Origin of the sequence: Sinomonas atrocyanea (assembly GCF_030811715.1) — a bacterium.
GTDB classification, from domain to species: domain Bacteria; phylum Actinomycetota; class Actinomycetes; order Actinomycetales; family Micrococcaceae; genus Sinomonas; species Sinomonas atrocyanea_A.
Window position 1 is genome coordinate 1 of record NZ_JAUSRH010000011.1, and the last position, 24594, is coordinate 24594.

23 protein-coding genes are annotated in these 24594 nt (G+C 70.8%); 14 read left to right on the top strand and 9 right to left on the bottom strand.

All coding sequences use genetic code 11. The features are described from left to right. Positions 1 to 142: 142 nt before the first annotated feature. Both J2W21_RS15150 and J2W21_RS15155 read right to left on the bottom strand, forming a co-directional pair. Positions 143 to 841 carry a potassium channel family protein gene (locus J2W21_RS15150; protein ID WP_307115341.1) on the bottom strand — a complete coding sequence of 233 codons (699 nt, stop codon included), beginning with the start codon at positions 839 to 841 and terminating at the stop codon, positions 143 to 145. Continuing rightward, positions 834 to 2246: a TrkH family potassium uptake protein gene (locus tag J2W21_RS15155; protein ID WP_307115342.1), complete on the bottom strand. Its 1413-nt coding sequence runs from the start codon at positions 2244 to 2246 to the stop codon at positions 834 to 836. The genes J2W21_RS15150 and J2W21_RS15155 overlap by 8 nt, the downstream gene beginning before the upstream one ends. Positions 2247 to 2366: 120 nt before the next feature. On the opposite strand from J2W21_RS15155, the gene J2W21_RS15160 reads away from it, so the two are divergent. Together J2W21_RS15160 and J2W21_RS15165 are read left to right on the top strand one after the other, a co-directional pair. After that, the gene (locus J2W21_RS15160; RefSeq protein WP_307115343.1) at positions 2367 to 3605 is read left to right on the top strand and encodes an acetoin utilization protein AcuC; all 1239 of its coding nucleotides are present in this window, start codon (positions 2367 to 2369) and stop codon (positions 3603 to 3605) included. A gap of 36 nt (positions 3606 to 3641) precedes the next feature. Next, entirely contained in the window at positions 3642 to 4190 is a 549-nt protein-coding gene (locus tag J2W21_RS15165; protein ID WP_307115344.1) for an ArsR/SmtB family transcription factor, read from the top strand. 10 nt (positions 4191 to 4200) lie between these two features. Here J2W21_RS15165 and J2W21_RS15170 read toward each other — a convergent pair whose 3' ends face one another. Continuing rightward, a complete protein-coding gene (locus tag J2W21_RS15170; protein ID WP_307115345.1) occupies positions 4201 to 5181 on the bottom strand; it encodes a squalene cyclase in 981 nt (326 codons plus the stop codon). 82 nt (positions 5182 to 5263) lie between these two features. Here J2W21_RS15170 and J2W21_RS15175 point away from each other — a divergent pair, with 82 nt between their 5' ends. Continuing rightward, positions 5264 to 6001, top strand: a complete 738-nt coding sequence (locus J2W21_RS15175; RefSeq protein ID WP_307115346.1) for a dienelactone hydrolase family protein — start codon at positions 5264 to 5266, stop codon at positions 5999 to 6001. Between the two features lie 19 nt (positions 6002 to 6020). Here the strand turns inward: J2W21_RS15175 and J2W21_RS15180 are convergent, their stop codons facing one another. Beyond that, the gene (locus tag J2W21_RS15180; RefSeq protein WP_307115347.1) at positions 6021 to 6797 is read right to left on the bottom strand and encodes an IclR family transcriptional regulator; all 777 of its coding nucleotides are present in this window, start codon (positions 6795 to 6797) and stop codon (positions 6021 to 6023) included. 179 nt (positions 6798 to 6976) lie between these two features. On the opposite strand from J2W21_RS15180, the gene J2W21_RS15185 reads away from it, so the two are divergent. From J2W21_RS15185 to J2W21_RS15195, 3 genes are read left to right on the top strand one after another with little or no spacing between them, the layout of a single operon-like run. Then, a complete protein-coding gene (locus J2W21_RS15185) occupies positions 6977 to 7693 on the top strand; it encodes a CoA transferase subunit A (RefSeq protein ID WP_307115462.1) in 717 nt (238 codons plus the stop codon). 60 nt (positions 7694 to 7753) lie between these two features. Then, positions 7754 to 8455 carry a CoA transferase subunit B gene (locus tag J2W21_RS15190; RefSeq protein WP_307115348.1) on the top strand — a complete coding sequence of 234 codons (702 nt, stop codon included), beginning with the start codon at positions 7754 to 7756 and terminating at the stop codon, positions 8453 to 8455. After that, entirely contained in the window at positions 8455 to 9645 is a 1191-nt protein-coding gene (locus J2W21_RS15195) for an acetyl-CoA acetyltransferase (RefSeq protein ID WP_307115349.1), read from the top strand. Before J2W21_RS15190 ends, J2W21_RS15195 begins: the two co-directional genes overlap by 1 nt. Before the next feature lie 91 nt (positions 9646 to 9736). On the opposite strand, the gene J2W21_RS15200 is transcribed toward J2W21_RS15195, so the two are convergent. Continuing rightward, complete coding sequence (locus J2W21_RS15200) at positions 9737 to 11575, bottom strand: sigma-54-dependent Fis family transcriptional regulator (protein ID WP_307115350.1); 1839 nt, start codon at positions 11573 to 11575, stop codon at positions 9737 to 9739. 243 nt (positions 11576 to 11818) lie between these two features. Between J2W21_RS15200 and J2W21_RS15205 the strand changes: the two genes are divergently transcribed. From J2W21_RS15205 to J2W21_RS15225, 5 genes are all read left to right on the top strand, one after another. After that, positions 11819 to 13735: a hydantoinase/oxoprolinase family protein gene (locus tag J2W21_RS15205; protein WP_307115351.1), complete on the top strand. Its 1917-nt coding sequence runs from the start codon at positions 11819 to 11821 to the stop codon at positions 13733 to 13735. Positions 13736 to 13763: 28 nt separating this feature from the next. Then, on the top strand, positions 13764 to 14192 hold the full coding sequence (locus tag J2W21_RS15210) for an acetone carboxylase subunit gamma (RefSeq protein ID WP_307115352.1): 429 nt from the start codon (positions 13764 to 13766) through the stop codon (positions 14190 to 14192). Between the two features lie 33 nt (positions 14193 to 14225). Next, the gene (locus tag J2W21_RS15215; protein WP_307115353.1) at positions 14226 to 16352 is read left to right on the top strand and encodes a hydantoinase/oxoprolinase family protein; all 2127 of its coding nucleotides are present in this window, start codon (positions 14226 to 14228) and stop codon (positions 16350 to 16352) included. A gap of 25 nt (positions 16353 to 16377) precedes the next feature. Beyond that, on the top strand, positions 16378 to 18702 hold the full coding sequence (locus J2W21_RS15220) for a hydantoinase B/oxoprolinase family protein (protein WP_307115354.1): 2325 nt from the start codon (positions 16378 to 16380) through the stop codon (positions 18700 to 18702). A 146-nt stretch (positions 18703 to 18848) separates the two neighbouring features. Then, positions 18849 to 19667, top strand: coding sequence for a hypothetical protein (locus J2W21_RS15225; RefSeq protein ID WP_307115355.1), 819 nt, complete (start codon positions 18849 to 18851; stop codon positions 19665 to 19667). Positions 19668 to 19682: 15 nt separating this feature from the next. Here the strand turns inward: J2W21_RS15225 and J2W21_RS15230 are convergent, their stop codons facing one another. The 3 genes from J2W21_RS15230 to J2W21_RS15240 all read right to left on the bottom strand — a co-directional run bounded on the left by J2W21_RS15230 (position 19683) and on the right by J2W21_RS15240 (position 21898). Continuing rightward, a complete protein-coding gene (locus tag J2W21_RS15230; protein ID WP_307115356.1) occupies positions 19683 to 20738 on the bottom strand; it encodes a zinc-dependent alcohol dehydrogenase family protein in 1056 nt (351 codons plus the stop codon). A 149-nt stretch (positions 20739 to 20887) separates the two neighbouring features. Next, the gene (locus tag J2W21_RS15235; RefSeq protein ID WP_307115357.1) at positions 20888 to 21193 is read right to left on the bottom strand and encodes a hypothetical protein; all 306 of its coding nucleotides are present in this window, start codon (positions 21191 to 21193) and stop codon (positions 20888 to 20890) included. 114 nt (positions 21194 to 21307) lie between these two features. After that, positions 21308 to 21898: a hypothetical protein gene (locus tag J2W21_RS15240; protein ID WP_307115358.1), complete on the bottom strand. Its 591-nt coding sequence runs from the start codon at positions 21896 to 21898 to the stop codon at positions 21308 to 21310. Between the two features lie 357 nt (positions 21899 to 22255). Between J2W21_RS15240 and J2W21_RS15245 the strand changes: the two genes are divergently transcribed. The 3 genes from J2W21_RS15245 (at position 22256) to J2W21_RS15255 (ending at position 23741) form a co-directional block, all read left to right on the top strand. After that, on the top strand, positions 22256 to 22963 hold the full coding sequence (locus J2W21_RS15245; protein ID WP_307115359.1) for a LuxR C-terminal-related transcriptional regulator: 708 nt from the start codon (positions 22256 to 22258) through the stop codon (positions 22961 to 22963). Between the two features lie 89 nt (positions 22964 to 23052). Further along, entirely contained in the window at positions 23053 to 23316 is a 264-nt protein-coding gene (locus J2W21_RS15250; protein ID WP_307115360.1) for a hypothetical protein, read from the top strand. After that, entirely contained in the window at positions 23313 to 23741 is a 429-nt protein-coding gene (locus J2W21_RS15255; protein ID WP_307115361.1) for a hypothetical protein, read from the top strand. Before J2W21_RS15250 ends, J2W21_RS15255 begins: the two co-directional genes overlap by 4 nt. Positions 23742 to 23807: 66 nt before the next feature. Here the strand turns inward: J2W21_RS15255 and J2W21_RS15260 are convergent, their stop codons facing one another. Beyond that, the gene (locus J2W21_RS15260) at positions 23808 to 24530 is read right to left on the bottom strand and encodes an ANTAR domain-containing protein (RefSeq protein WP_307115362.1); all 723 of its coding nucleotides are present in this window, start codon (positions 24528 to 24530) and stop codon (positions 23808 to 23810) included. Positions 24531 to 24594: the final 64 nt, after the last annotated feature.

The following is a 24594-nucleotide window of genomic DNA, read 5'->3' on the forward strand; positions in this document are numbered from 1 at the left end:
GATCAACGCCCAGTCCTCCAAAGTGATCACTCTCCAATCGTCGAGTGTTCACTTTTCGAGCGCCGCTACTGCCCAGTTTTCGAGCGCCGACGACACGGGCGGCCCACCATGTGGGCGGGCCGCCCGGCCGGAGCACTCAGATCTAGGGGCGCGCCGCGAACCGCTCGAGCAGGTCCACGTGGCCGGAGACGATGAGCATGTCCCGGCTCGTGACCTTGGTGTGCGGCTGGGCGTAGGTGAAGTCCTCACCGGGGCTCTTGACCCCCACGATGGTGACGCCGTACTTGGAGCGGACCGCCGACTCGGCGAGGGTGAACCCCTGGGTCTCCTTGGGCGGGTACATCTTCACGATCGCGAAGTCGTCGTCGAACTCGATGAAGTCCAGCATGCGCCCGCTGACGAGGTGCGCGGCGCGCACCCCGGCGTCGGCCTCGGGGTAGATCACGTGGTTCGCGCCGATGCGGGTGAGGATCTTGCCATGCGAAGGGGTGATCGCCTTGACCCACAGGTGCTCGATCCCGAGGTCCACGAGGTTGGCGGTGATGAGCACCGAGGACTCGATCGAGGTGCCCACGCCCACCACCGCGGACTGGAACTCCTGCGCGCCGAGCTGGCGGAGGGCATCGATGTTCGTCGCGTCCGCCTGGACGACGTGGGTGAGGGTCCCCGACCACTTCTGGACGAGGGTGATGTCCCGCTCGATCGCGAGGACCTCGCGGCCCTGCTTGACGAGCTGCTCCGCGGTGGCGGCGCCGAAGCGGCCGAGGCCGATGACGAGGACGGGAGCCGAGGGGTTGGGCCGCCGGCTGGTGCCCGTGGTGCTGGGCGTGGGATTAGCCAATGATCGGCCTCTCTTCCGGGTAGTGGTACAGCTGGATGCGCTGGCGGACCGCGAGGGCGGAGGCGAGCGTGATCGTGCCGACGCGGCCGGCGACCATCAGGGCAGTCAGGACGTACATGCCGGCCGGGGGAGACTCCGCGCTCAGCCCGGAGCTCAGCCCGCAGGTCGCGAAGGCGGAGATCACCTCGAACAGGACGCGGTCCAGGGACTGCTGGGTGATGGCGGACATCAGGAACGAGCCGACGAGGACGAGCGTTGCCCCGGCGACGATCACCGAGATGGCCACCCGCAGCGCGCTCTGGGGGATGGTGCGCCCGTACACCTTCACGTCGCTGTCGCCGCGCCCCTCCGCGACGATGGCGAGGAACAGCACGGCGATCGTCGTGACCTTGATGCCGCCCGCCGTGGACGCGGAGCCGCCGCCGGCGAACATGAGCGCGTCCGTGAGCAGCCGGGTGGTGCCCTCGAGCTGGTTCTGGTCCACGAGGTTGAAGCCGCACGAGCGGGTCATGATCGAGGCGAAGACGGCGTGGATGATCTTCTCGGCCACCCCCATGCTGCCGATCGTGCGGGGGTTGTCCCATTCCATCCAGCCCCACAGGACGCTGCCGACTCCCACGAGGATCGCCGAGACCTGGATGGTCAGCTTGACGTGCAGGCTCCACCGCCGCCAGCGGAAGCCGGCCTGGCGCAGTCCGAGGATCACCGGGAAGCCGAGGGAGCCGACGAACGCGCCGAGGGCGAGCGGGACGAGGATCCACAGGTCCTCCTCGTACGGCACGATCCCGTCCGAGTGGGGCGTGAATCCGGCGTTGTTGAAGGCCGAGATCGAGTAGAAGATGCCGTGCCACAGCGCCGTCCACCAGCCCTCGCCGAGGGCCAGGAAGCGCCCGGTGAGCACCACGGCCAGGGAGCCCTCGATCACGATCGAGGTCATGATGACGATCCGCAGCAGCTCGCCGACCTCCCCGAGCCGGCTCGAGTTGTTCAGCGCCTCCTGCGCAATCAGCTTGCTGCGCAGCCCGAGCCGCCGGCTCACCATGAGCGTCAGGAGCGAGGCGATCGTGAGCGTGCCGAGGCCTCCCACGAAGATGCCGAGCAGGATCACGAACTGGCCGAAGAACGTCCAGTGCGCGGCCGTCGAGACCACGGTCAGGCCGGTCACGCACACGGCGGACGCTGCGGTGAAGAGCGCCTCGTGCAGGGGCGTGGCGTGGCCGTCCGCGGAGGAGACGGGCAGGGAGAGCAGGAGCGTGAAGACGATGATGACCGCGGCGAACGCGAGCATCGCGAGCCGTGCGGGCGACGACGCGGCGAGGCGGTCCACGAAGTCCCGCAGGCCCGTGAGGGGACCGAGGCCCTCGCGCTGCGGCATGGGCTGCCATGTCGGCTTCGTCTGGGCCATGGAGAGCGTGTCCTGTGTGCGTCCTGGCCGCCCGGGGCCCGGGCGGCGGCTTCGTGTCACAGTAAACCACCAACGGCCCCCGAGGGCCGCACGCGAAGGGGTGTCCGGTAGCCTAGGCGCATGTCCGACGGCGCAGCGCAGCAGGCCAGCGGCCCCGCCAGCGCCGTCCGCCGGGTCGAGTACCCCACCCTCGTCGCCTGGAGCGAGGACCTCCTCGCCTACGACTTCGGCCCGCATCACCCCATGAGCCCGGCGCGCCTGGACCTGACGGCGCGGCTGTGCGAGGACCTCGGGCTGTTCGGGCTGCCCGTCGTGCATGTCGTCGAGCCGCATGTGGCCACCGACGACGAGCTCGCCACCGTCCACACCCGCGACTACATCGCCGCCGTCCGCCGCGTAAGCGAGAACCCGGCCGAGCCCGAGCCGGGCCGCGGGCTGGGGACCGAGGACGATCCCGCCTTCGCAGGCATGCACGAGGCGAGCGCCCGGATCGTCGGCGGTTCGCTCGCCGCGGCCGACGCCGTCCTCGACGGCTCCGCGCTGCACGCCGTCAACTTCGCCGGGGGCATGCACCACGCTGCTGCCGACCGCGGCAGCGGCTTCTGCATCTACAACGATGCCGCGGCCGCGATCCGGCGGCTCCTGGACCGGGGCGTGGAGCGTGTGGCGTACATCGACACGGACGCGCACCACGGCGACGGCACGGAGCGCATCTTCTGGGACGAGCCGCGCGTCCTGACCATCTCGCTCCACGAGAGCGGTCTCACACTCTTCCCCGGCTCGGGCTTCCCGAACGAGGTGGGCGGCCCGCACGCGGAGGGCGCCGCGGTCAACGTCGCCCTGCCGGCCGGCACCCGGGACGCGGGCTGGCTCCGGGCCTTCCACGCCGTGGTCCCGCAGCTCGTCGAGGCGTTCCGGCCCGAGGTGCTCGTGAGCCAGCACGGCTGCGACTCCCACCACCTCGACCCGCTCACCAACCTCAAGGTCACCGTGGACGCCCAGCGCGAGGCCGCGTTGTCCATCTCGGCGCTCGCCCGCCGGTTCTGCGGGGGCCGCTGGATCGCCACGGGAGGGGGCGGCTACGAGGTCGTCCAGGTGGTCCCGCGCGCGTGGGCCCACCTGGTCGGGATCGCGGCGGGGCACCCCGTGAACCTCCGCACCCCGACCCCCCAGCCGTGGCGCGACTACGTGCACGAGAAGTACGGCAGGAACGCCCCGGCGCTCATGGGGGAGGACGCCGACACCTGGTGGCGCTCGTGGGAGATCGGCTTCAACCCCAACGATCCGGTGGACCGCGCCGTCATGGCCACGCGCAAGGAGATCTTCCCCCTGCACGGCCTGGACCCGTGGTTCGACTGAGTCCGCGGCCCTCGCAGGGATGGGTAGGCTGGAAGCATGGTGACTGACATCTTCGCCGTCATCGCTGACCGCACGCGGAGGGACATCCTCGATACGCTGCGGACCGGTGACAAGGCTGTGGGCGAACTCGTCGAGGCCCTCGCCGCGAGCCAGCCGACGGTGTCCAAGCACCTCAAGGTCCTCCGCGACGCGGGACTCGTGAGCACCCGCGCCCAGGGACAGAAGCGCTTCTACGCGCTCCGGCTCGAGCCGCTCGACGAGGTCGGCGGCTGGCTCGCCGGGCTGCGCACGACGGCGCCGTCCCCGGCCCCCGCCGCTGCCCCGCCGGCCGCTGGGGAACAGGCGGCCGCCGCGGCCGCCCCGGTGCAGGACGAGACGCCTCCGGCCCTCCCCGCCGCGCCCAGCCCGCGCTCCGGCGAGGAGGCCGCGCTGGTGCCGGCCGCCGTCGTGCCCGGACCGGCCGAGCGGCTCGAGGCGAGGCCCGAGGGGAGCCGCCCGGCACAGATCCAGCGCACGGTCGAGCGGGCTGCCGCGCGGGCCACGGAGCTCATGGCCAACCTGCCCAAGTTCGGGCGCCGCAAGTAGCCTGCGGCGCTCAGGCGCGGCCGTCCCACCAGACGAGCACCCGGGCGGCGTAGAACGTGAGCCACTTCGAGGGCTCCCCGGGAGGGACATCGACGTCGAACCACGTCCGCCCGGGGTACCGGTGCTCCTGGACCCACGTGCCGTCGGTCCGTCGCCTGCCGCGGACGAGCTCGACGGCCTCCTCGAGCCGCGGGTCCGGGTCAGTGCCGTCGTGGAGCGCGGCAGCGCGGAAGTAGTCCAGCGCACGGAGCGCCGTGTAGTGCCAGCGGAAGGGGTACGCGAGCACCTGGAACCCCGGCCGCACCAGTGCGCCGGTGGTCGCCCGGTAGAGCAGGCGGCGCGCGAGGAGGTACTCCTCGCCGGCCTTGCGGGCCTCGTGCAGCCCCTCCGTGGCTGCCGAGACGCCCTGATCGGACTGTTCGTAGGCGAGGATGCCGCGCAGCGAGCTCAAGGTCGAGTCGAAGGACGAGCGGACCGAGCCGTTGACCCATTCGCAGTTCCAGCCGCCCTCGGCCATCTGGTGGTCGACGAACCACTGCGCGAGCGCTCCGACGTCGGCGCCGAGCCACGCGCCGTTGGCGAGCGTTGCGGCGTTGATGCACGCATCGACCTCGCCGCCCCAATAGGGCAGGTCGTCGTACTCCCAGCGGCTGTTGGCCGCGAGCTTCTCGGCGGTCCCGGCCAGGGCCGCGGCGTCGAGGCCCCATTCGCGCAGGGTCGTGAGCGTCCACGTCGTCGCCGTCCAGGGCTGGCCCGCGTCCGGGGCCGCCTCGGGGCCGCGGAAGTCGAAGTCCGCGGGGAAGAACGCTCCTCCGGCCCACTGCCCGTCGGGGTCCTGGAGAGCGAGCAGGCGGGCGCCGTGGCCCTCGGTGGCCACCCTGGCCCGGGTGGCCTGCCACACCGCGGGCTCGGCCCCGGCGAGATCGTGTTCGACCTGCCAGCGCAGGGCGGGATCGGCGTCGAGGAGCCAACCGGTGAGATCGTCCCCCATGGGGGCTAGGCTACTCGCACCATGTGGGGCGGCAAGCCCCCCACGGGACCTTTCACGGCGGGGGTTCGAGGAGGAGACCGACATGCTGCAGTACATGGATTCGGCGCCGGCGGGCGCCGCGGGCAGGCGTCCGTTCCGGATCGGGGACAGCACCACGGGGGTGCTCTGGGGCACGGACGACGGCGCGGCGCGGCCCCTCGTGCTCCTGGGCCACGGGGGAGGGCAGAGCACCCAGGCGCCCGGGGTACGGGCAAGGGCCGAGCTCCTCGTCCGCCAGGGCTACGCGGTGGCGGCCTTGGACGCGCCGGGCCATGGCGGCCGCCCCAGGACCGCGGAGCTCGAGCGGCGGATCGAGCGCATGCGGGACGCCCAGGGCAGTCCGGACTTCGGCGCGGCCGTGGCGGACCTCAACGCTGCGGTGGCCCGTGATGCGGTACCCGAATGGGGCCTGCTGCTGGACGCCCTCGAGACGGAAGGCCTGGCCGGCGCAGCCCGCGCGGGGTACTGGGGCTACTCCCTCGGAGCGGCCATCGGCTTCCCGCTCGTCGCCGCCGAAGCGCGCATCCGGGCCGCCGTGCTGGGCCTGATCGGCGAGACGGTGGCCGAGAGTGCCGCGGCGATCCGGGTGCCCGTCCAGTTCGTCATGCAGTGGGACGACCCGCTCGTCTCCCGCCTCAGCGCGCTGCGTCTGTTCGACATGGTCGGCTCGAAGGACAAGACGCTGCACGCCAACCCCGGTGCCCACGGGGACGTCCCCGACCACGAGGACGCGAGCTCGGTGGCGTTCTTCGCGCGGCACCTCGGCCGCGAGGCGGCCTGAGCCCACCGTGCGGAATGCGTCACGGCCGCGGCGAGGCGATCGCGGTCGAGAGCCGGTGGGCCTCGGCGAGGAGCTGCTGGCCGAGCTCCTCGCGCCGCCCCGGCCGGAAGCGCGGCTCGATGCCCGTGAGCGAGAGTGCCCATGCCGGCCGCCCGGAGGGGTCGAACACCGCGGCGCCGAGCCCGTAGGACCCCTCGACCACGAGCCCCGGGTTCACCGAGTAGCCCAGCTCGCGGGTCTCCGCCAGCCGCTCCCGCAGGGGGCCGGCGGCGTGGGTGGGGCCGTACTCCGCGGTGCGCTCGCCGTCGTCCGCGATGATCGGCCCGGCCTCGTCGCCGGGGAGGAAGGCGAGGATCGCGATCCCGGCGGAGGCGACGCCGAGCGGGAACCGCTTGCCCTCGTAGAGCACGAAAGAGCGCACCGGGAAGCTGCCCTCCTCGCGGGCGAGGCACACCGTCTCGTCGCCGCGGCGGATCGAGAGGAATGCGGACTCGCCTGTCGCCTCGGCAAGCCGGCGGAGGGCGGGGCGGGCGAGGTGCTCGACGGCGAACCGGCCCGCCGCGACCGCGCCCATGACGTACAGCTCCGGGCCGAGGTGCCAGCGCGCGGCGGCCTCGTCGAAGTCCAGGAGCCCGTCAGCGGCGAGGGCCTTGAGCAGCCGGTGGACCGTGGGACGTGTGAGGCCGGAGGCGCGCACGATCCCGGCGAGCGACAGGCCGGCACCGCCGGTGCGCGCGATGACCCGGAGGACGAGGGCCACACGGCCCACGACCTGGGTGCCCTGGATCCCGGACATGGCCTCCTCAGCAGAAATACGCCACAATGTGGACATTCTAGGCGACCCATGCCACCACGTGAACGGGACGGGATGGGTTCTCTTGTGACGCGGGCAACACGTCCCTAGGCTCGCTGACCAGAACAGTCCACAACGTGGCCCACGGGGCCGCGGGACGCCGCCAGCTCGAGGAGGAGCCCATGCCCACCATGTACACCGACGCCGCCGAGGCCCTCGCAGGGTCGCTCGCCGACGGCATGATCCTGGCGGTCGGCGGCTTCGGCCTCAGCGGCATCCCCGCAGACCTCATCGACGCCGTGCGCGACTCCGGGGTGACGGGGCTGACCGTGGTCTCGAACAACATGGGCGTGGACGGCAAGGGCCTCGGCGTGCTCATCGAGGCGGGGCAGGTCGCCAAGGTGATCGCGAGCTACGTCGGTGAGAACAAGCTCTTCGCCGAGCAGTACCTCGCCGGCCGGCTCGAGGTCGAGTTCACCCCGCAGGGCACCCTCGCCGAGCGGCTCCGCGCCGGCGGCGCAGGCATCCCCGCGTTCTACACGAAGACCGGGGTGGGGACGCTCGTCGCCGAGGGCAAGCCGCACGAGACGTTCGACGGCGAGCTGTACGTCCAGGAGCGGGGGATCGTGGCCGACGTCGCGCTCGTGCACGCCCACACCGCGGACACCGCCGGGAACCTCGTCTACCGGTACACGGCGCGGAACTTCAACCCGGTCGTCGCCACGGCCGGCAGGATCACCGTCGCGGAGGCCGAGCACATCGTCCCCGCCGGAGCGCTCGATCCCAACCACATCGTGACCCCGGGGGTGTACGTCCAGCGGCTCCTCCAGGCGACGGACAGGGTGAAGCACATCGAGCAGGCCACCACCCGGCCCCGCCCGGCTGCGATCGCCGGCTGACCCCAAACCCCCACTCAGAACGTCACCCCCAGAACCTGACTTCCAGAAGGAGGGCCTCCCATGGCCTGGACCCGCGACGAGATGGCGGCCATCGCCGCCACCGAGCTCAGCGACGGCGACTATGTCAACCTCGGGATCGGCATCCCGACCCTCGTGGCCAACCACCTCCCCGACGGCGTGACCGTGCACCTGCAGAGCGAGAACGGGCTGCTCGGCATGGGCCCGTTCCCGTATGAGGGCGACGAGGACGCCGACCTCATCAACGCCGGCAAGCAGACGGTCACCGTCCTGCCGGGCGGCTCGATCTTCGATTCGGCGACGAGCTTCGGCATGATCCGCGGCGGCCACGTCAAGGTCGCGATCCTCGGCGCCATGCAGGTCGCGGGCAACGGCGACCTCGCGAACTGGCAGATCCCCGGAAAGATGGTCAAGGGCATGGGCGGGGCGATGGACCTCGTCGCGGGGACGCCGCGCGTCGTCGTCCTCACCGAGCACGTGGCCAAGGACGGGACCCCCAAGATCGTCGCCGAGTGCACGCTCCCGCTCACCGGGGTCGGGGTCGTGGACCGGATCGTGACGGACCTCGCCGTCTTCGACGTGGTGAAGGCGGCCGACGGCGGCCGGCGGCTAACGCTCGTACGGCGAGCCCCCGGCGTCGGCGTCGAGGAGCTGCGGCAGAAGACGGGCGCGGAGTTCGACGTGGCCCCCGAGGCGCCGCGTGCGGACTCGGTGGACGAGAAGCTCGCGGAGGCGGTGCTCTGATGGCGCTCAAAGACCAGTTCGGCACCGACGTCCTGCTGACGGGCTGGGGCCACACGCGCTTCGGCAAGCTCGAGGACCAGACGCTCGAGTCGCTCATCGTGGCCGCGGCCTCCGAGGCCATCGGCAACTCCGGCCTCGAGCCCGGCCAGATCGACGAGATCTACGTGGGCAACTACAACGCCGGCATGGTGCCGCTCGCGTTCACGTCCTCGCTCGCGCTCCAGGTTTCCGACGAGCTCGCGAACGTCCCCGCGACTCGGGTCGAGAACGCGTGCGCCTCCGGCTCCGCCGCGTTCCAGCAGGGCGTCAAGGCGCTCTTGGCCGGAACGGCCCGCAACGTCCTCGTCATCGGGGCCGAGAAGATGACTGCCGCCGGGGCGGACACCGTCGGCGCCGCGCTCCTCGCCGCCGGCTACGAGTCCGCCGGGCACCCCTCGCGCACCGGCTTCACGGGCCTGTTCGCCGAGGTCGCCCGTGCCTACGAGGACCGCTACGGGGCGGTGTCCGACGTGCTCGGCTCGATCGCGGCCAAGAACCACCACAACGGCATGGCCAACCCGTACGCCCAGATGCACCGCGACTTCGGCGTCGACTTCTGCAGGACGGTGTCCGAGAAGAACCCGATGGTCGACGCCCCGCTGCGCCGCACCGACTGCTCCCCGGTGTCCGATGGCGCCGCCGCCGTCGTGCTCTCGGCCAGCCACGCGCCGTCGGGCGCCGCGGCCGCACCCGTGCGCCTGGCCGGCTTCGGCCACGCGAACGACTTCCTCCCGGCCGCCAAGCGGGACCCGCTCGAGTTCGCCGGCAGCCGCGCAGCCTGGTCCCGGGCGCTCGGCATGGCCGGGGTGGGGCTCGCGGACCTGGACCTCGCCGAGGTCCACGACTGCTTCACGATCGCCGAGCTCGTCATGTACGAGGTCATGGGCCTGGCCGAGCGCGGCAAGGGCAGCGTGGCCATCGAGGACGGCTCGGTGTTCCGCGGCGGCCGACTGCCCGTGAACCTCTCGGGCGGCCTCAAGGCCAAGGGCCACCCGGTGGGCGCGACCGGGGTCTCGCAGCACGTCATCGCGGCCATGCAGCTGGCGGGGACCGCAGGGGAGATGCAGCTGCCCGGCGCCCGCCGCGCCGCGGTGCACAACATGGGCGGCCTCGCGATCGCCAACTATGTGAGCGTGCTCGAGGCCGTCTGAGCCAGCCCTGAATCGGGAGAGCCCTCCCGGTCCCGTCCGCGGGGCCGGGAGGGCTCATCTCTGCCGGTGAGAGCAGAGGGGCCATCGGAGGCTAGAGGGTCGTGATGGCGAACCGCTCGATCTTCCGGTAGAGCGAGGACCTCGACATGCCAAGGAATTCGGCGGCCTTGACCCGGTTCCCCTCGGTGGTCTGGAGTGCCGACACGATCGTGTCGCGTTCGGCCTGCTCCATGGTGGTGAGCTGGCGCCGGGGATGGCTGTAGCAGTAGGCGGGGAGGTCCTCCCGCGTGATCGTGCCGGCTGGCCGCCGGCCGACAGCGTGGGCGAGGGCCTCGCGCAGCTGGACGAGGTTGCGCGGCCACGGGTATCGCCTGATGACCGCCATGGCTGCCGCATCCACGCGGAGCTCGCGGTCGGGGGCCAGGGCATGGAGGATCTCGGACACGAGCGCGGGGATGTCCTCCGCACGGAAGCGGATCGGCGGCACCGTCACCGCGGCCTTGAAGTGCGCCAGCACCTGCCGGAACGGGAGCCCGCTGCCTACCGCGGCGTCCGAGAGCGTGGCGGCGATCTGCACGTTCCGGCCCGACCCCCGCAGACGCGTCAGGAGCTCGTCGAGACGCTGGGCGCCCTCGGTGCTCAACTCGTCGATGTTGCGGAAGACGCAGAGCGTCTCCTCGGCGGCGAGGAGGACATCGAGGTCGGCGTCCTCATAGGCCTTTGCGTCGAAGGAGCCGGCATCGAAGGACAGGCTCCGTCCCGTGCAGCGGACTCCATGGAACTGCTCCAGGACGAGCGTGAACTTGCCCGTGCCCGTCTCACCTTGGACGAGCACCGGGTGCCGTTCGCGCACGCTCGACCGGACGTCGTCGGCCGCCCGGCACCAGGCGGCCGTGCGGGCGCGGCCCGCGCGGAACGGCGGGGCGGCGAGCCCCGTGCGGTGCGCCCCCGAGTCCAGGGGCGCCGAGGGGGAGGGCAGGACCCGGTCGGTGATCTCCGGGGTCGGCGCGAGGCCCGTGCCGGCCTTGACCTCGGCCACGACGACAATGCCGGCGATGTCGGTCCCGACGACGATCCGGGTGCCGTGCAGCCTGACGACCTTGCCCGACTCGAGGACGAGGTTCTCGCTGGCCTTGTGCCGGTTGGCGAAGACGAAGCGCGCGTGGTCGCCGATGACGCTGCGCTCCTGCGGTGTGAAGGCGAGCTGGGCGGCAGCGTTGGCCATCTCGATGGACGCGCCGAACGCGAGCACTGCGTGGCGCGTGCGCGCATCCGCCCTGACGTAGGTCTCGAAGAGCGCCTGCTGGCTTTGGCTCCGGTCGATCAGCAGGTTCCGGGAGATGTCGTGCGCGGCCGTCCGCACGAGGGAGTGCAGCACCGGATTCCAGTGGCGGCTGAGCAGGCTCAGGTCCAAGACCCCCTCGATGCGCCCCGAGACGGGGTCCAGGATGGGGGCCCCGGTGCAGGCGAAACGTTGGAGCTGCTCGTGGAAGTGCTCGGTTCCCACGACGCTCACCGGCTGCCCCGACTCGAGGGTCGAGCCGACGCCGTTGGTTCCGAGCACCCCTTCCGCGTACTCGAAGCCGGGAGCCAGATGGACGCCATCGAATAGGGTCCCGGCCTGGGACGAGGTGTCGACGCGGGCGAGGATCCGGGCCCGGTTGTCGGTCAGGGCGATGACGAGCGCGAGGTCCGACGTCTCCCCGTGCAGCCGGTCGATGACGGGCTGGGCGCAGCGGGCGAGGCGCGACGCGGTGTCGATGTCCGCATGGAAGCTGACGGACAGCGCCCCGGTGTCGACCCCGGCTGAGACGCTCCGCCGCCAGGACGCGGCGACCACCTCTGAGACCGCGCTCGTGTCCGCACGGGTGTTGTGGAGCAGCTGTTCGCGGGCCACGGCAATCTGGACCTGACGCTCCAAGCGGTCCATGCACCACCTCCTTGTGATCCATGCCTGCTGCGATCCATCCATTTTCGCATCTGTGACCGCCGTCTCAGGACGGGGATCCGGTGAATGTCCCAATCTGGGACACCTCGGCGCCGTGTCCCACGCGAGCCGGGGGAGCGCGCGCAGGTGTCCCAGAGTGGGACAGCGCCGTGATCTGGATCACTCGAATGATGGATCCAGGCGGGCAGAGCTGCCGCCCCCACACCCTTCGATGCAAGGAAAGCAATGGAGCACCTCATCAACATCGACAATGGCGGGACGCTGACCGACATCTGTGTCTGGGATGGCTCGTCGTTCTCGTTCACCAAGACCCTGACCACGCCCTACGACCTGTCGGAGTGCCTCTTCGACGGGATCTCCAAGGCTTCCAAGGCGCTCTACGGCGAGACAGACCTCGAGCGCCTCCTCCACCACACCGCCCACATCCGCTACTCGACCACCCAGGGCACGAACGCCCTCGTCGAACGGAAGGGCCCCGTGATCGGCCTCATCGTCGAGGAGCCGGGCGTGGTCGACGAGATGCGCTCAGGTTCCGACAGTGCGAGGGCCCTCTTCGACGACCTCGTGGGCACCCGCGTGGAGAGGGTCGACACGTCGCTGGAGGCCGACACGCTCGAGAGGTCGCTCGTGCAGAAGGTCAACGCCCTCACGACGAACGGGGCGGCACGGATCGTGGTGATCGGCGACACCCCCGAGGCCGAGGCCGCCATCAGGACCGTCCTCCTGCGCACGTTCCCGCGCCACCTGCTGGGATCCGTGCCGTTCCTGTACAGCTGGGAGTTTGTGCCCGACCGGCTTCGCGCCCGCCGTGGCTGGTCCTCCGTGATCAACACGTTCCTCCACCCGGTCATGGAGGGCTTCCTCTTCCAGGCCCAGGCGCGGCTGCGGGAGCACAAGGTCAGCAACCCGCTCCTCGTGTACCGCAACGACGGGGCGTCGTCGCGTGTCGCGAAGGCCGTGGCCCTCAAGACCTACTCGTCCGGTCCCCGCGGCGGCCTCGAGGGGACGCGGGCCCTCGCCGAGAGCTATGGCCTCGAGCACGTGCTGATGATGGATGTCGGGGGGACCACGACCGACGTCGGCCTCGTCGAGGACGGCGTCATCCGGACCACGCGCCGTGGGGCCGTCGAGGGCGCCCCGACCTCATTCGCCATGAGCGACGTCCATTCCTCCGGTGTCGGGGGAAGCTCGATCATCGCCGTGCGCGATGGAGCGATCACCGTCGGCCCACGCTCCGTCGGCGCGGCCCCGGGTCCGGCATGCTTCGGCCTCGGGGGCAAGGAGGCTACGATCACCGACGTCAACCTCCTGCTCGGAGTCCTCGATCCCGCCAGCTACCTCGGTGGCCAGATGAGCCTCGACGCCGCACGCTCGGAGGCCGTCATCCGCTCGACGATCGCCGAGCCCCTCGGGATCTCCCTCGAGGAGGCCCTCGTTCGGATGGAACAGGCCTACTACGCGACCATGGCCGGTGCCGTCGGGCACCTCGCAGAGGACCGCACGACGCTCGCGGCCTTCGGGGGAGCCGGCCCGATGAGCGCGTGCGGGGCGGCGGAGCTGGCCGGCGTGAAGACCGTCCTCGTCCCCCGCATGGCAGCCGTCTTCTCGGCATTCGGCATCAGCTTCTCGGACATCGGCAAGACGTACGAGGCGGCTGTCGAGGATCGTAGCGCCCCGGGGCTCGCGTCCCTGGCCGACCAGCTCGCATCGCGTGCCGAGCGGGACATGTTCCAGGAGGGCTACGCGCTTGAGGGGTGCACGCTCCAGTGGACGCTCGTGGGCGAGGACGCCCGCGGCGAGGCCGTCGACGACGCACCCTACGCCCGGGGCGAGGCCCCGGCCGTCTCGGGGGAGCAGCTCTCACTGCGCCTCGAGGTGAACGCCAACCTGCCGCATTCCCCGCTGGCAGACCACTCGGCAGCGGTACGCCAGGCCGCCATCAGCGCGGGCAGCCGCTCGGTGCGGATGTCCGCCACCCTGTGTGCGGAGCTTCCTGTCTACGTCCTCGACGACCAGCCGCATGGTGCGCACGCCGAGGGCCCGGCCATTGTCGAGGGCCCCTTCTTCACGGCGCGGGTCTCGGCCGGATGGGAGCTGGACGTGACGTCCAACGGCGACCTCATCCTCACCGACCCCCGCTGACCCACCACTGACGAAAGGACACCCGACGATGCGAGTCCCCATGACCGAGTACCTGCTGATCGACCTCGACAGCGAGCGCTGGACCTGCCGCGTGTGCGGCCACGATCTCGGCGACGCCAACGGCAACTACAAGCCGGGGTGCCTCGTCTACGATCGCGACCCGCGGGAGATCCACCAGCCGATCATCGACCCAGAGCGGTACGAGTACACCTTCAGCCCCGATCCGTCGTACTGCCGGATCCTCGAGTTCTACTGCCCCGGGTGCGCGACCCAGCTCGAGACCGAGTACGTGCCGCCGGGCCATCCGCCGACAGCTGACATGGTGTGGGACCTCCCTGCCCTGCGCCAACAGTGGGCGGCGCGCGGCGTCGACCCGGAGGAGGCCTTCACCTATGGTCCGGGCGAGGACGCCCAGAAGTACGCGGCGCAGCTCAAGGCCGCACGCCAGGCCCGCTGAGAGCCCCCGACACGTCAAAGGAGACACCGAACCATGAAGCGCATTTCCGTCGACATCGGCGGCACATTCACCGACTGCTTCTTCGTCTGGGAAGACAACTACGTCGAGGCGAAGGCACTGACGACCCACCACAACCTTGCCCTCGGCTTCAATGAGGCCCTGGACCTGGCCTGTTCCCGTGCTGGCCTCGACAGGAACACCGTGCTTTCCGAGGTCGATTCCGTCCGGTATGCGACCACGCTCGGGACGAATGCCCTCATTGAGCGCAAGGGCCCGAAGGTCGCGGCCATCGTCACGCACGGATTCGAGGACACAATCCCCCTCTCCCGCGGCCGCGGCTACGGCGAGGGGCTCGGCTACGAGATGCAGCAGAACCTCCCTGCCGCGGAGCGCCCCGTGCCACTCGTTCCGCGGGCCCTCATCCGGTCCGTCAAGGAGAGGGTCAACTCCGCCGGGAAGGTCGTGGCCGCGCTCCAGGAGGACGACGTCCGCAGCGTCGTCCGCGAGCTCGTGGACGCCGGCGCCGAGGCGATTGTCGTCTCGTTGACCAATGCGACCGAGAACCCCGAGCACGAGCTGCAGATCCAGGAGATCATCCTCGACGAGTACCCCGCCCACGAGCTCGGCGCGATCCCTGTGCTCCTGGGACACCAGGTGTCCGGCCGCAAGGGCGAGTACGTCCGGGCGACCTCGACGATCGTCGACGCGTTCCTGCACGCGACGATGTTCCACGCACTCTCCCAGCTCTCCAACAACCTGCGCGACGCTGGCTACACCAAGCCCATGCTGGTCAACCACAATTCGGGCGGCATGGCCCAGATGAACTCGACGGACGCACTGCAGACCATCCACTCGGGCCCGATCGCAGGAGTGGGGGCGGCCCAGCACCTCTCCGACGCGACCGGCCTCGGCAACGTGATCTCCACCGACATGGGGGGCACGTCCTTCGACATCGGCCTCGTTCCTGCCGGGGGCGTCAAGCACTACGACTTCCAGCCGACCATCGACCGCTGGCTCGTCTCGGTGCCCATGGTCCACCTCGACACCCTCGGTGCCGGCGGCGGATCGATCGCAAGCTACGACCGGATCCACCACAGCGTCCGGATCGGGCCCGAGTCCGCCGGCTCCAACCCGGGTCCGGCCTGCTACGACCGGGGCGGCCTCCGCCCCACGGTGACGGACGCCGATCTCCTCCTGGGCTACCTGGACCCCGAGAACTACGCCAACGGCTACATCAAGCTCAACCCAAAGCGCTCCTACTTCGCGATCGAGGAGACGCTCAGCGATGAACTCGACCTCAATGTCCTCGAGATCGCCAAGATCATCAAGCGCAGCGTCGACGAGCAGATGGCGATCGGGATCGGCAAGGAGCTCCGCGTCCGCGGCTACCTGCCGGAGGACTTCACCATGCTCGCCTACGGCGGCAACGGCCCACTGCATGCGTGCGGCATCGCCAAGCATGCAGGCATCAGGAAGGTCCTCGCCCCGCCCTTCAGCTCGGTGTTCTCGGCCTGCGGCGCGGGGAACGTGGAGCAGCTCCACTTCCACGAGCGTGGCGCGCACATCGTCATGTACAACGCGACGACCCGGGCACTGTTCGACGAGTATGACGAGTTCAACGCCATCGTCGAGGAACTCGAGGCGCGCGGCCGCGAGGACCTCGTGCGCCAGGGCTTCGCCCCTCAGGACGTCCGGTATCGGCTCGAGCTCGACATGCGCTACGGCAACCAGCTCCTCACCCAGGCGGTCCCGCTCGACATCACGAGGATGACCGGTGTCGGCGACGTCCTGCACATGATCAAGACGTTCGGCGACGTCTACAGCCACCGTTTCGGAGCCTCGTGCGCCGCCCCCGAGGCGGGAATCCGGGTCGGCACCGTACGGGTGGCCGCGTACGTCGAGGGCGACAAGGTCGCCTTCGACTCGCTCGAGCACGGCGGCGAGCGCTCCGTGCCTGCAGCGGTGGGCAGCCGGCGCGTCCACTTCGTCGACGAGCCGCAGCCGCTCGAGACCCCGGTCTACGACCAGACCGCACTGACTGGCGAAGCCGTCATCCCGGGCCCCGCGATCGTCACCACGGAGACCACCACTTTCCTCGTCGAGCCGGGCTGGCGGCTCGAACCCACCGCGCAGGGTGCCGTCTGGTTCCTGCAGGACTGACTGACGTACGACCAGGAGAGCAATCATGACCATCGTCAACGACGACCGCACCGACGCGGTCAGCACCACCAAGGCCGCCCTCACCCCGCAGGAGCAGGAGTGGGTCGAGAAGTTCATGGACGACACCACCCTCTTCCTCGGCCCCGACCCGGAGATCATGAGGTCGCACAGCATCGCGGAGCGCTCGCCCTACGAGGAGGCGTGCATCGCCCAGGGCGTGGACCGGCTCGAGGCCGAGCGCATCCGCAAGCGGATAGCGGGTGCCCTCGACGAGGGCTACGAGATGTGCGAGGCCCAGGGCGCGGCCCCGGGCGCGAAATGGGGCGACCTCACGACGGCGATCTACACCGCTGCCGGCGACGTCTCCTACCTCTCGTGCCACGGTGTCATCGCCTTCAGCGCGATCCTCCACCACCCGATCCGGTACATCATGAAGTACTGGAAGGACGAGCCGACCGTGGGCGTCAACCCGGGCGACGGGTTCATCCACAACGACGCCCGCTACGGGAATGTCCACAACACCGATCAGTCGATGATCATGCCCATCATCCGCGATGACCAGATCATCGCTTGGGTGGCCGCGACGATCCACGAGGGCGAGAACGGTGCCTGCGAGCCGGGCGGCATGCCCTCCGGCTCCGAGACCGCCTTCGACGACGGCCTCCGCATGAGCCCCTTCAAGATCGTCGAAGGGGGACACCTCCGCCGCGATCTCCTCACGTTCCTCCAGCACTCGGTCCGCGACCCCAAGCTCCAGCTCGCCGACCTCAAGGTCAAGATGGGCGCCGTCAACCGCATCATGGACCGCATCAACACGCTCATCGACGAGGTGGGGGTCGAGACGTTCGTGGCTGCCCTCCGCATGACGGTCGAGGATGTCGACGTGGAGGTGCGCCGCCGCATCTCCGAGCTCCCCGACGGGACGGTGAGCTTCAACCAGTTCATGGACAGCACGCTGAAGGAGAACATCCTCATCAAGCTGGCCTGCAAGATCACCGTCAAGGGCGACCACATGACGATCGACCTGCGCGGCACCGGGCCGGAGATCTTCAACCGCGCCATCAACTCACCGCTGTGTTCCGTCAAGTCGATGATGATGCAGGCCATCCTCGCCTTCTGGTGGCCCGATCTCCCGCGATGCACCTCGGCCATGAGCTGCATCGAGATCATCTCCGACGAGGGGACCTGGGCCGACGCCGGCTACGACGCCCCGATGGGCCAGTCGCTGCAGGCGAGCTTCCGCGGGTTCTCGGCGCTCCAGGCATCTTTCGGGAAGCTGCAGTTCTCCAACCACATCAAGTACTCCAACGTGGTGGCCAACTGGTTCAACCAGATCAACACGTTCCTCTGGGGCGGCGAGACGCAGCATGGGGACCAGGTGGGCAACCTGTGCGCCGACCTCAACGGCATGCCGGGCGGCGCCAAGCCGTTCAAGGACGGCGAGGACTCGGTGTCCCCGCTCTTCTGCGCCATGGCGGACACCGCGGAGCAGGAGGTCATGGAGGAGGAGGTGCCGTTCATGCAGCTCGTCTCGAAGCGCCTCGTCAAGGACAACATGGGCTTCGGCAAGTTCACCGGTGGAATGGGCTACGAGATGATCGTGGCCTCGGAGGGCACCCCGCACTGGGGCTTCATGACGGTGACCTCGGGCGCGAAGTTCAGCTCGGTCTACGGCATGTTCGGCGGATACGGCTGCGGGACGTACCCGCTGGCGATGGTCAAGGGCGTCAACGCCTACGAGCACTTCCGCCGCGACCCAAAGACGTTCGACCTCTCGATGGAGAAGGTCATGAACGAGCAGCCCTTCGAGGGCGCGAAGTACACGACCGCGCACATGGGCCTCCAGTTCGACGTTGCCAAGGACGGCGAGCTCTACATGATCAGCCAAGGCGCCGGCGGCGGCTACGGCGATCCCCTCGAGCGCGACCCGGAGTCCGTGGTGCGCGACGCCGAACTCGGCCGCGTTTCGGCGAAGGTCGCCCGTGACATCTTCTGCGTGGCGTACGACGAGGAGCACTTCCGCCTCGACGCCGAGGGCACCGAGCGCCTCCGCGCGGCACAGCGCGGGCGCCGGCTGGCGCAGGGCAAGCCGTACGCCGAGTTCATCAAGGACTTCGTCACCGAGGAGCCGCCCGCGGACCTCCTCTACTACGGGTCCTGGGGCGACGACACGGAGGAGCTGACCGCGACCGTCTTCACCGTGAACGGCCCGGAGCGCGTGACGAAGACAATCGACGAGATGCCGATCATCATGATCCCGGACCGCCGGGAAGTGAAGATCTCCAAGCTCGAGCAGCGGATCCTCGAGCTCGAGACGAAGTACAACGACCGCCAGCCGGTCAAGTCCTAGCCGGGACGCCGTACTCCACCCGCCTGCGGGGTCGCGCCGCCAGCGGCCGGCCCCGCAGGCCACCCCCCAGCCCCCACACCCCCGAAACCCAGGGCGAGCCTCGCAGCCTCGGTGCGCGCCCGGCGTCGTCCATCCCAAGGAGAGCCATGTCCACCGCCCTCGACGACCTGCTGGCGCCCCGCGGCGCCGCCGCCCCACCCGCGATCTTCATCGACCACACGGCGTTCGGCGCAGGCCGGATCCTCCGGGCACCCCTGCCCTGGACTGACGCCCCCGAGGTCGCGGCCTACTACGGCAAGGCTCAGGCCCTGCTCGGCTCGGACGCGACCGTCGTGCCAGTCGCGCCGCTGGTCGAGGCCGTCCTCGCGGAGCACCCCTCGCTCGTCGAGGACATGGCCGCGCGCTCGCGGACCGGCTACGCCCTGCGCACGCTGCTCGCCTCGGACACGGTCGGCGAGGCGTTGAGCCGGGCCCTGGCCGCGATTCCGCACATGAGCCGCGCCCCGCTCGCGCTCCTGGCCCCCTCGCCGCTCGTGTGGCTCGCGATGGCCCAGAGAGCCGCCGGCAACCCGGACCTCTCGGCGGTCACCCCCGACCACGGGGAATCCGCAGCGATGTACGTCTCGGACTGGCTGCGGCGGTACGCGGACAGGCCGATCACCTGCCTGGTCCTCGACGGCCGCCATGAGGGGTTGGAGGGCCAAGGCAGCTCGCGCGTGCTGCCTGCCGAGGACCTCGCAGCCTACAGCCCGGTGGTCAACGCCGCGGAGCACTACCGATGGGGTGTGCTCCACATGACCGAGGAGGGGGTCGGCGTGGCCGGGGAGGCCCGCACGGCCGCACGGCTGCCTGACGGGTTCTGGACCGACGGTGCGCCGGCGCCCGAGGCGGAGCTCCTCCTCACCGCGGTCCCTGCCGCCGCCGACCCCGACACCGTCCTCGCACGTCTCGCATCCCTGCGCTGAGGACGGGCCCGCCTGTTACTCTGCGCTGATGACCACCTTGAGGGCGTGCTCCGAGGCGGCATTGGCGAACGTGTCGTAGGCCTGGATGATCTGGCTGAACACGAACCGGTGGGTGACGAACTTCGCGGGGTCGATCTCGCCGGAGGTGATCTTGGCGAGCAGCTCCGGCGCTGTCGTCGCGTTCACGAGGCCCGTGGTGACGGTGATGTTGTTGATCCAGTCGCGGTCGAGGGGGAACTCGACCGGCTTGCCGTGCACGCCGACGTTCGCGACCCTGCCTCCCGGGCGGATCGAGTCGAGCGCCGCGGCGAAGGTCGCCGGGATGCCCACGGCCTCGATCGCGACGTCCACGCCGAGCCCGTCGCGGCTGAGCCGCTTGATCTCTCCGGCGACGTCGACGCCCTCGCCTGCCCGCAGCGTGTCCGTCGCGCCGAACGTCCTGGCCTGCTCGAGCCGGTATTCGTTGCCGTCAACGGCGATGACCTTCGATGCGCCGGCGGGACCCGCCGTCATGATCGACGCGAGGCCCACCGGACCAGAGCCGACCACCGCGACCTCGTCGCCCGGGCCCACCTTGCCGTAGAGAACACCGATCTCATAGCCGGTGGGCAGGATGTCGCTGAGCATCGCGCCCTGCTCGGCAGTGACGCCGTCGGGGAGCGGGATGAGGCCGTTGTCCGCGAAGGGCACCCGCACGTACTCGGCCTGGGTGCCGTCGATGAGATGGCCGAAGATCCACCCGATGCCACCGAGGGTGCGGCAGTGCGACGTGAGGCCGGCGGAACAGAAGTCGCATTCCATGCACTTGCTGATGCAGGAGATGATCACGCGGTCGCCCACCTTGACGCGGGTGCACTCCGGGCCGGTTTCGGTGACGACGCCGACGCCCTCGTGACCGAGGATCCGCCCGTCGGTGACTGCCGGGACGTCGCCCTTGAGGATGTGCAGGTCAGTGCCGCAGATCGTGGTGGTCTCCACCTTGACGATCGCATCCGTCGGATCCTTGAGCACGGGGTCGGGGACGTCTTCCCAGGCCTTCTGGCCCGGGCCGTGGTAGACGAGCGCCTTCATGGTGGAACCTCCTCGACGGGCTGGCGCAGCGGATCCGCGCCGGGGCGGAGAGCCCCTACCGCCCGACGCTAGCGGCCGTCCCCGGACCGGGGTACGGGCAAAGGGCCTTCGTCGCTCACGCGGATCGTTCACTCACGCGGAGCGTTCACTCACGCGGAGCGGCCGAGCCACTGCGGCTCGAGGTGCCGACGCCTCACCTGGTCGGCCCCGACCCAGAACTCGCGCGCGCCCCGGTAGTAGGACATGCCCCAGAGCACCTGCACGAGCACCTGCTGCTCGCTCCAGCCCAGCGCGAAGCCCTTCTCGGTGCGGTCCGGGCGCCCGTCGTCGAACGTCAGCCGCACCCACACGGGAAGGGGACTGTGCGCGCGGACCGCCCGCTCCCGGAGGGCGTCTCCGACAGGTGCCACGACCGGGTCCGGCTCGGGCTCGCCGATCTTGTTCAGCTCACTCATGGCTGGATCATGCCCGGGGCCTCCGACATCCGGGCCGGTCGGCGACGGGACCAGGCGGCGACGGGCGCTGGGACGGCGACGTCCACCTCGCGTGCGGGGTCTGGCGGGCGACCCCTAGCCGCGGGACCCCGACCGGGAGACGTGCCCGTGGCGCGGGCGCGGGCGGAGACCGCCATCGGAAGAGCCTGCGCTCGCGCCCGAAGGCCTCGAACCGGGGGCGAGGAAGGCCTCGAGGGCCGCGAAGGCCTGTCCGGTCCGCTCGAATGCGGGGTGGGGCCGCTGCAGGCGCTGGAGGAGCTCGCCGTTGTGCTGGAGGCGGAGGCGCGCCTTCGCGACGGCCTTGCGCGCGGCCGGCAGGTCGCCCGGCCGCAGGGTCAGGGGCTGGAGGACTCCGCGGACGGACTGGAGGGCGAGCGCGAACGCCCGGGCGTCCTCGCGCTGGGCCGCGGCACGGTGCTCGCGGAGCTGGTCCGCGGCCTCGGACCAGAGCTCTCCAGCGGCGATGCGCGCCACCTCGGTCCAGGCCTGCTCCTCATCGAGCCCGGCGCGGACCAAGGTGGCGTGCAGACGGTTCCACCGGCCGGCCAGTTCCTCCTCGGTCGCCGGGCGCGGCGGGACCGTGGGAACGTGGCTCGAGGGGTGGGCGTACAGCGCCGCTTCTGCGGTGCGGGTGCGGTAGTGTGCGAGTGCTGGGGCTCTCTTCATCGTTTTCCGCTCAGGTGGCCAGCCCGCGCCAGCAGTGCTGGGAGGAGGGGCTGGGTCGGGACGTGGTGCAGCGGCCGCGGCTCGTCGGCCCCGATGTTGTGGGGACCCGGATCGCTGCGGCTCCTTTCCAGAGTCCAAGAAGGACCCCGGATCCTTGGAGGGCCAAAAGTCCCGGGTCCTGCTAAAAGTCCTTCGTTTTGCCAAAAGGTCCTCGTCTCCCCGCCGCGCCGTGCGCCCCGGCAGCGCAGCTGCCCCCGCCGTCAGTGACCTTTTCCCCTGACCCTCCTCGAGCGCACAGACCTACCATGTCCACGGCTGCAGCAAGGACGTTGCGGCCGCGGCGAGACGGGGGGCAGCATGGAGCGCCGTGAGTCCCACACCGAGGGCGTCAGCCCGGCGGGCGGCCCTGTCCGCGTGTTCATCCTGGACCGACACGAGGTGGTCCGCCTCGGCCTGCGGGGCCTGCTCGAGGGCGCCGGGATGACGGTGGTCGGGGAAGCGGGATCGGTCCGCGACAGCCTCGCCCAAGTCCCGCGGCTGGAGCCGCACGTGGCGGTCCTCGGGACGCTGCTCACGGACGGGGGCGGCATCGAGGTGTGCCGCCGCCTCCGGTCCGCGGCACCGGCCGTGCAGTGCATCATCCTCAACGACGCCCACGACGACCAGGCTGTCCTCGAAGCGGTGCTCGCAGGTGCTGCCGGCTACTTCCCGAAGGACACACCGGCCGCCACGCTCGTGGAGGCGATCGGGCATGCGGCGGCGGGGGAGACGCTCTTCGAACCGGGAGCCGAGGCGCGGGCGAAGGCCCGGCTCACGTCCGCCGAGCCCAGAGATCCGCTGGTCGACTCGCTGACCCCCCAGGAGCACAGGGTGCTGGACCTCATCGCCGAAGGGCTCACCAACAGGCAGATCGCGCGCGAGCTCGACCTTGCGGAGAAGACGGCGAAGAACTACGTCTCCTCGGTCCTCACCAAGCTCGGGCTCAAGCACCGGACCCAGGCCGCGCTCCACGTCGCCGCCCGGAACGGGGACGGCCAGCCCGGCACGACTCCTCGCGCGCGTTGAGCAGCGGCTGGGACCTTTTCCCCTGTGGGCCTTCCACGCCCGCCAGAGATGCTGGATAAAAGCCCGCACGTGCACGAGGAGAGCCAACGATGCCGCACTACGAGCTCACGTTCATCAATCCCGCGTCCCGCAGGTCGCACCCCGTCCAGTTCCGGGCAGCGTCGCCCGAGTCCGCCCGCATCCTCGCCTCGCAGCTGATCGTCAACCAGCTCCAGGGAAGCCGCGTCGCAGAAGCTGTGCTCTCGACGGCGGGCACAGCCGCCTCCGAGTCGCTCCACTGGAAGGACGGCATCTGGGAGAGGGAGGCCGAAGAACCGGCCCGGCTGGACGCGGAGGGAGGGAAGCGCCCATGACGGTCTCGCCCATGACCCCGCGCGGCCGCCGGGGCCTCCTGGCCCGCTGGGAGAGCGTCCGCACCCTGCTGGTCCTCGAGGGCGCCCCGGACGACCGCGCCCGCACGGAGGCCGCGTGCCTCGGCGCGCTCGAGGCGTGGGACCTGATCAACCTCCGCCGCCGGCACGCGCGGGACCGGGGCAATGGAAGCGAGGCCAAGGCCCTCGAGGCGGCGCTGCGGCCGCTGCAGAGCGTGGTGGTCAGCCTCCTGCGCCATCCGGGGGACACGGATGCGGCCCGCTCCACCGTCCGAGCTGCCCAGCGCCGCTTCGAGCGCGATGCACAGGTCGGCTCGGCCCCGCACGCGGCGGGCACCCGGGTGGCCTATGAGGCCTTCACCTCGCTCGACGCCCTGCTCGCCTCCGGGATGCGCAGGGCGGGCTGAGGCGGGCGGCAGGACCGGTGCCGATCGGCCTGGGCGGCTGAGCCCGACGGGCCGGGCCCGGGCCGCTCAGTCCACGAAGGCCGTCTGCGGCAGCGCCGGATGGATGCGCTGGACGAGCTCAGCCGCGACGGTGTGCAGCTTGACGTTGCGGTTGTTCGACGCCCTGCGCAGGACGTCGAAGGCCTCGTCCGCCGAGCAGCGGCTCTGGGCCATGATCACGCCGATGGCGACGTCGATCACCGTCCGGTTCTGCATCGCCTGCGCCCGGTGCTCGGCGAGGTCGGTCTCGTCCGCGAGCCGCACGGCCATCCGCAGAGCCCACGAGGCCTGATTCCGCACGCGGCCCAGCAGGGCGAGGGCGGCCCGCCGCTCCATCCGCTCCGCGGGCGCCGTGCCCACGAGGACGAGCGCCGCCGTGGCGGACGGCCCGGCGGGGACGGGCACCACGAGCAGGGCCGCGTCGACGCCCCAGGCGATCCCGGACGCCCAGGCCTCGGGCAGCCGCTCCTCGGACGCCGACCGGGAGTGCTCGAGCGCGGAGGCGAGGTACGCGTCGTCGTCCGCGAGGCGCTCCTGGGTGAGCCGGACGAGCGAAGGCGAGCCCCCGGCCGTCAGCACCGGCCGGTTGCGGCGGTAGAGGGCCAGTGCGGTGTCCGGCCGTCCCAGCGGGGCGAGGCGGCGGGCGGTGCGGTCGGCCAGGGCGGGGAGGAAGGCATCGAGCCCGGAGTGCGCCAGCAGCAGGTGGAGCAGATCGTGCGAGGCGGGAAATGGCTCAGGCCGGGCGGCCATCGGTGGGCTCCTTCGGGGGCACGGCCGCCGCAGGGAGCGTCGGCCGCGTGGACTGAAGTCGGCC

Coding starts and splice junctions, on each gene's coding strand:
- J2W21_RS15260 (WP_307115362.1), bottom strand. CDS start 24,530: ATGGCCGCCCGGCCTGAGCCATTTCCCGCCTCGCACGATCTGCTCCAC.
- J2W21_RS15215 (WP_307115353.1), top strand. CDS start 14,226: ATGAAGCGCATTTCCGTCGACATCGGCGGCACATTCACCGACTGCTTC.
- J2W21_RS15240 (WP_307115358.1), bottom strand. CDS start 21,898: ATGAAGAGAGCCCCAGCACTCGCACACTACCGCACCCGCACCGCAGAA.
- J2W21_RS15225 (WP_307115355.1), top strand. CDS start 18,849: ATGTCCACCGCCCTCGACGACCTGCTGGCGCCCCGCGGCGCCGCCGCC.
- J2W21_RS15180 (WP_307115347.1), bottom strand. CDS start 6,797: ATGTCCGGGATCCAGGGCACCCAGGTCGTGGGCCGTGTGGCCCTCGTC.
- J2W21_RS15255 (WP_307115361.1), top strand. CDS start 23,313: ATGACGGTCTCGCCCATGACCCCGCGCGGCCGCCGGGGCCTCCTGGCC.
- J2W21_RS15250 (WP_307115360.1), top strand. CDS start 23,053: ATGCCGCACTACGAGCTCACGTTCATCAATCCCGCGTCCCGCAGGTCG.
- J2W21_RS15175 (WP_307115346.1), top strand. CDS start 5,264: ATGCTGCAGTACATGGATTCGGCGCCGGCGGGCGCCGCGGGCAGGCGT.
- J2W21_RS15165 (WP_307115344.1), top strand. CDS start 3,642: ATGGTGACTGACATCTTCGCCGTCATCGCTGACCGCACGCGGAGGGAC.
- J2W21_RS15230 (WP_307115356.1), bottom strand. CDS start 20,738: ATGAAGGCGCTCGTCTACCACGGCCCGGGCCAGAAGGCCTGGGAAGAC.
- J2W21_RS15210 (WP_307115352.1), top strand. CDS start 13,764: ATGCGAGTCCCCATGACCGAGTACCTGCTGATCGACCTCGACAGCGAG.
- J2W21_RS15190 (WP_307115348.1), top strand. CDS start 7,754: ATGGCCTGGACCCGCGACGAGATGGCGGCCATCGCCGCCACCGAGCTC.
- J2W21_RS15185 (WP_307115462.1), top strand. CDS start 6,977: ATGCCCACCATGTACACCGACGCCGCCGAGGCCCTCGCAGGGTCGCTC.
- J2W21_RS15160 (WP_307115343.1), top strand. CDS start 2,367: ATGTCCGACGGCGCAGCGCAGCAGGCCAGCGGCCCCGCCAGCGCCGTC.
- J2W21_RS15220 (WP_307115354.1), top strand. CDS start 16,378: ATGACCATCGTCAACGACGACCGCACCGACGCGGTCAGCACCACCAAG.
- J2W21_RS15245 (WP_307115359.1), top strand. CDS start 22,256: ATGGAGCGCCGTGAGTCCCACACCGAGGGCGTCAGCCCGGCGGGCGGC.
- J2W21_RS15200 (WP_307115350.1), bottom strand. CDS start 11,575: ATGGACCGCTTGGAGCGTCAGGTCCAGATTGCCGTGGCCCGCGAACAG.
- J2W21_RS15235 (WP_307115357.1), bottom strand. CDS start 21,193: ATGAGTGAGCTGAACAAGATCGGCGAGCCCGAGCCGGACCCGGTCGTG.
- J2W21_RS15205 (WP_307115351.1), top strand. CDS start 11,819: ATGGAGCACCTCATCAACATCGACAATGGCGGGACGCTGACCGACATC.
- J2W21_RS15170 (WP_307115345.1), bottom strand. CDS start 5,181: ATGGGGGACGATCTCACCGGTTGGCTCCTCGACGCCGATCCCGCCCTG.
- J2W21_RS15155 (WP_307115342.1), bottom strand. CDS start 2,246: ATGGCCCAGACGAAGCCGACATGGCAGCCCATGCCGCAGCGCGAGGGC.
- J2W21_RS15195 (WP_307115349.1), top strand. CDS start 8,455: ATGGCGCTCAAAGACCAGTTCGGCACCGACGTCCTGCTGACGGGCTGG.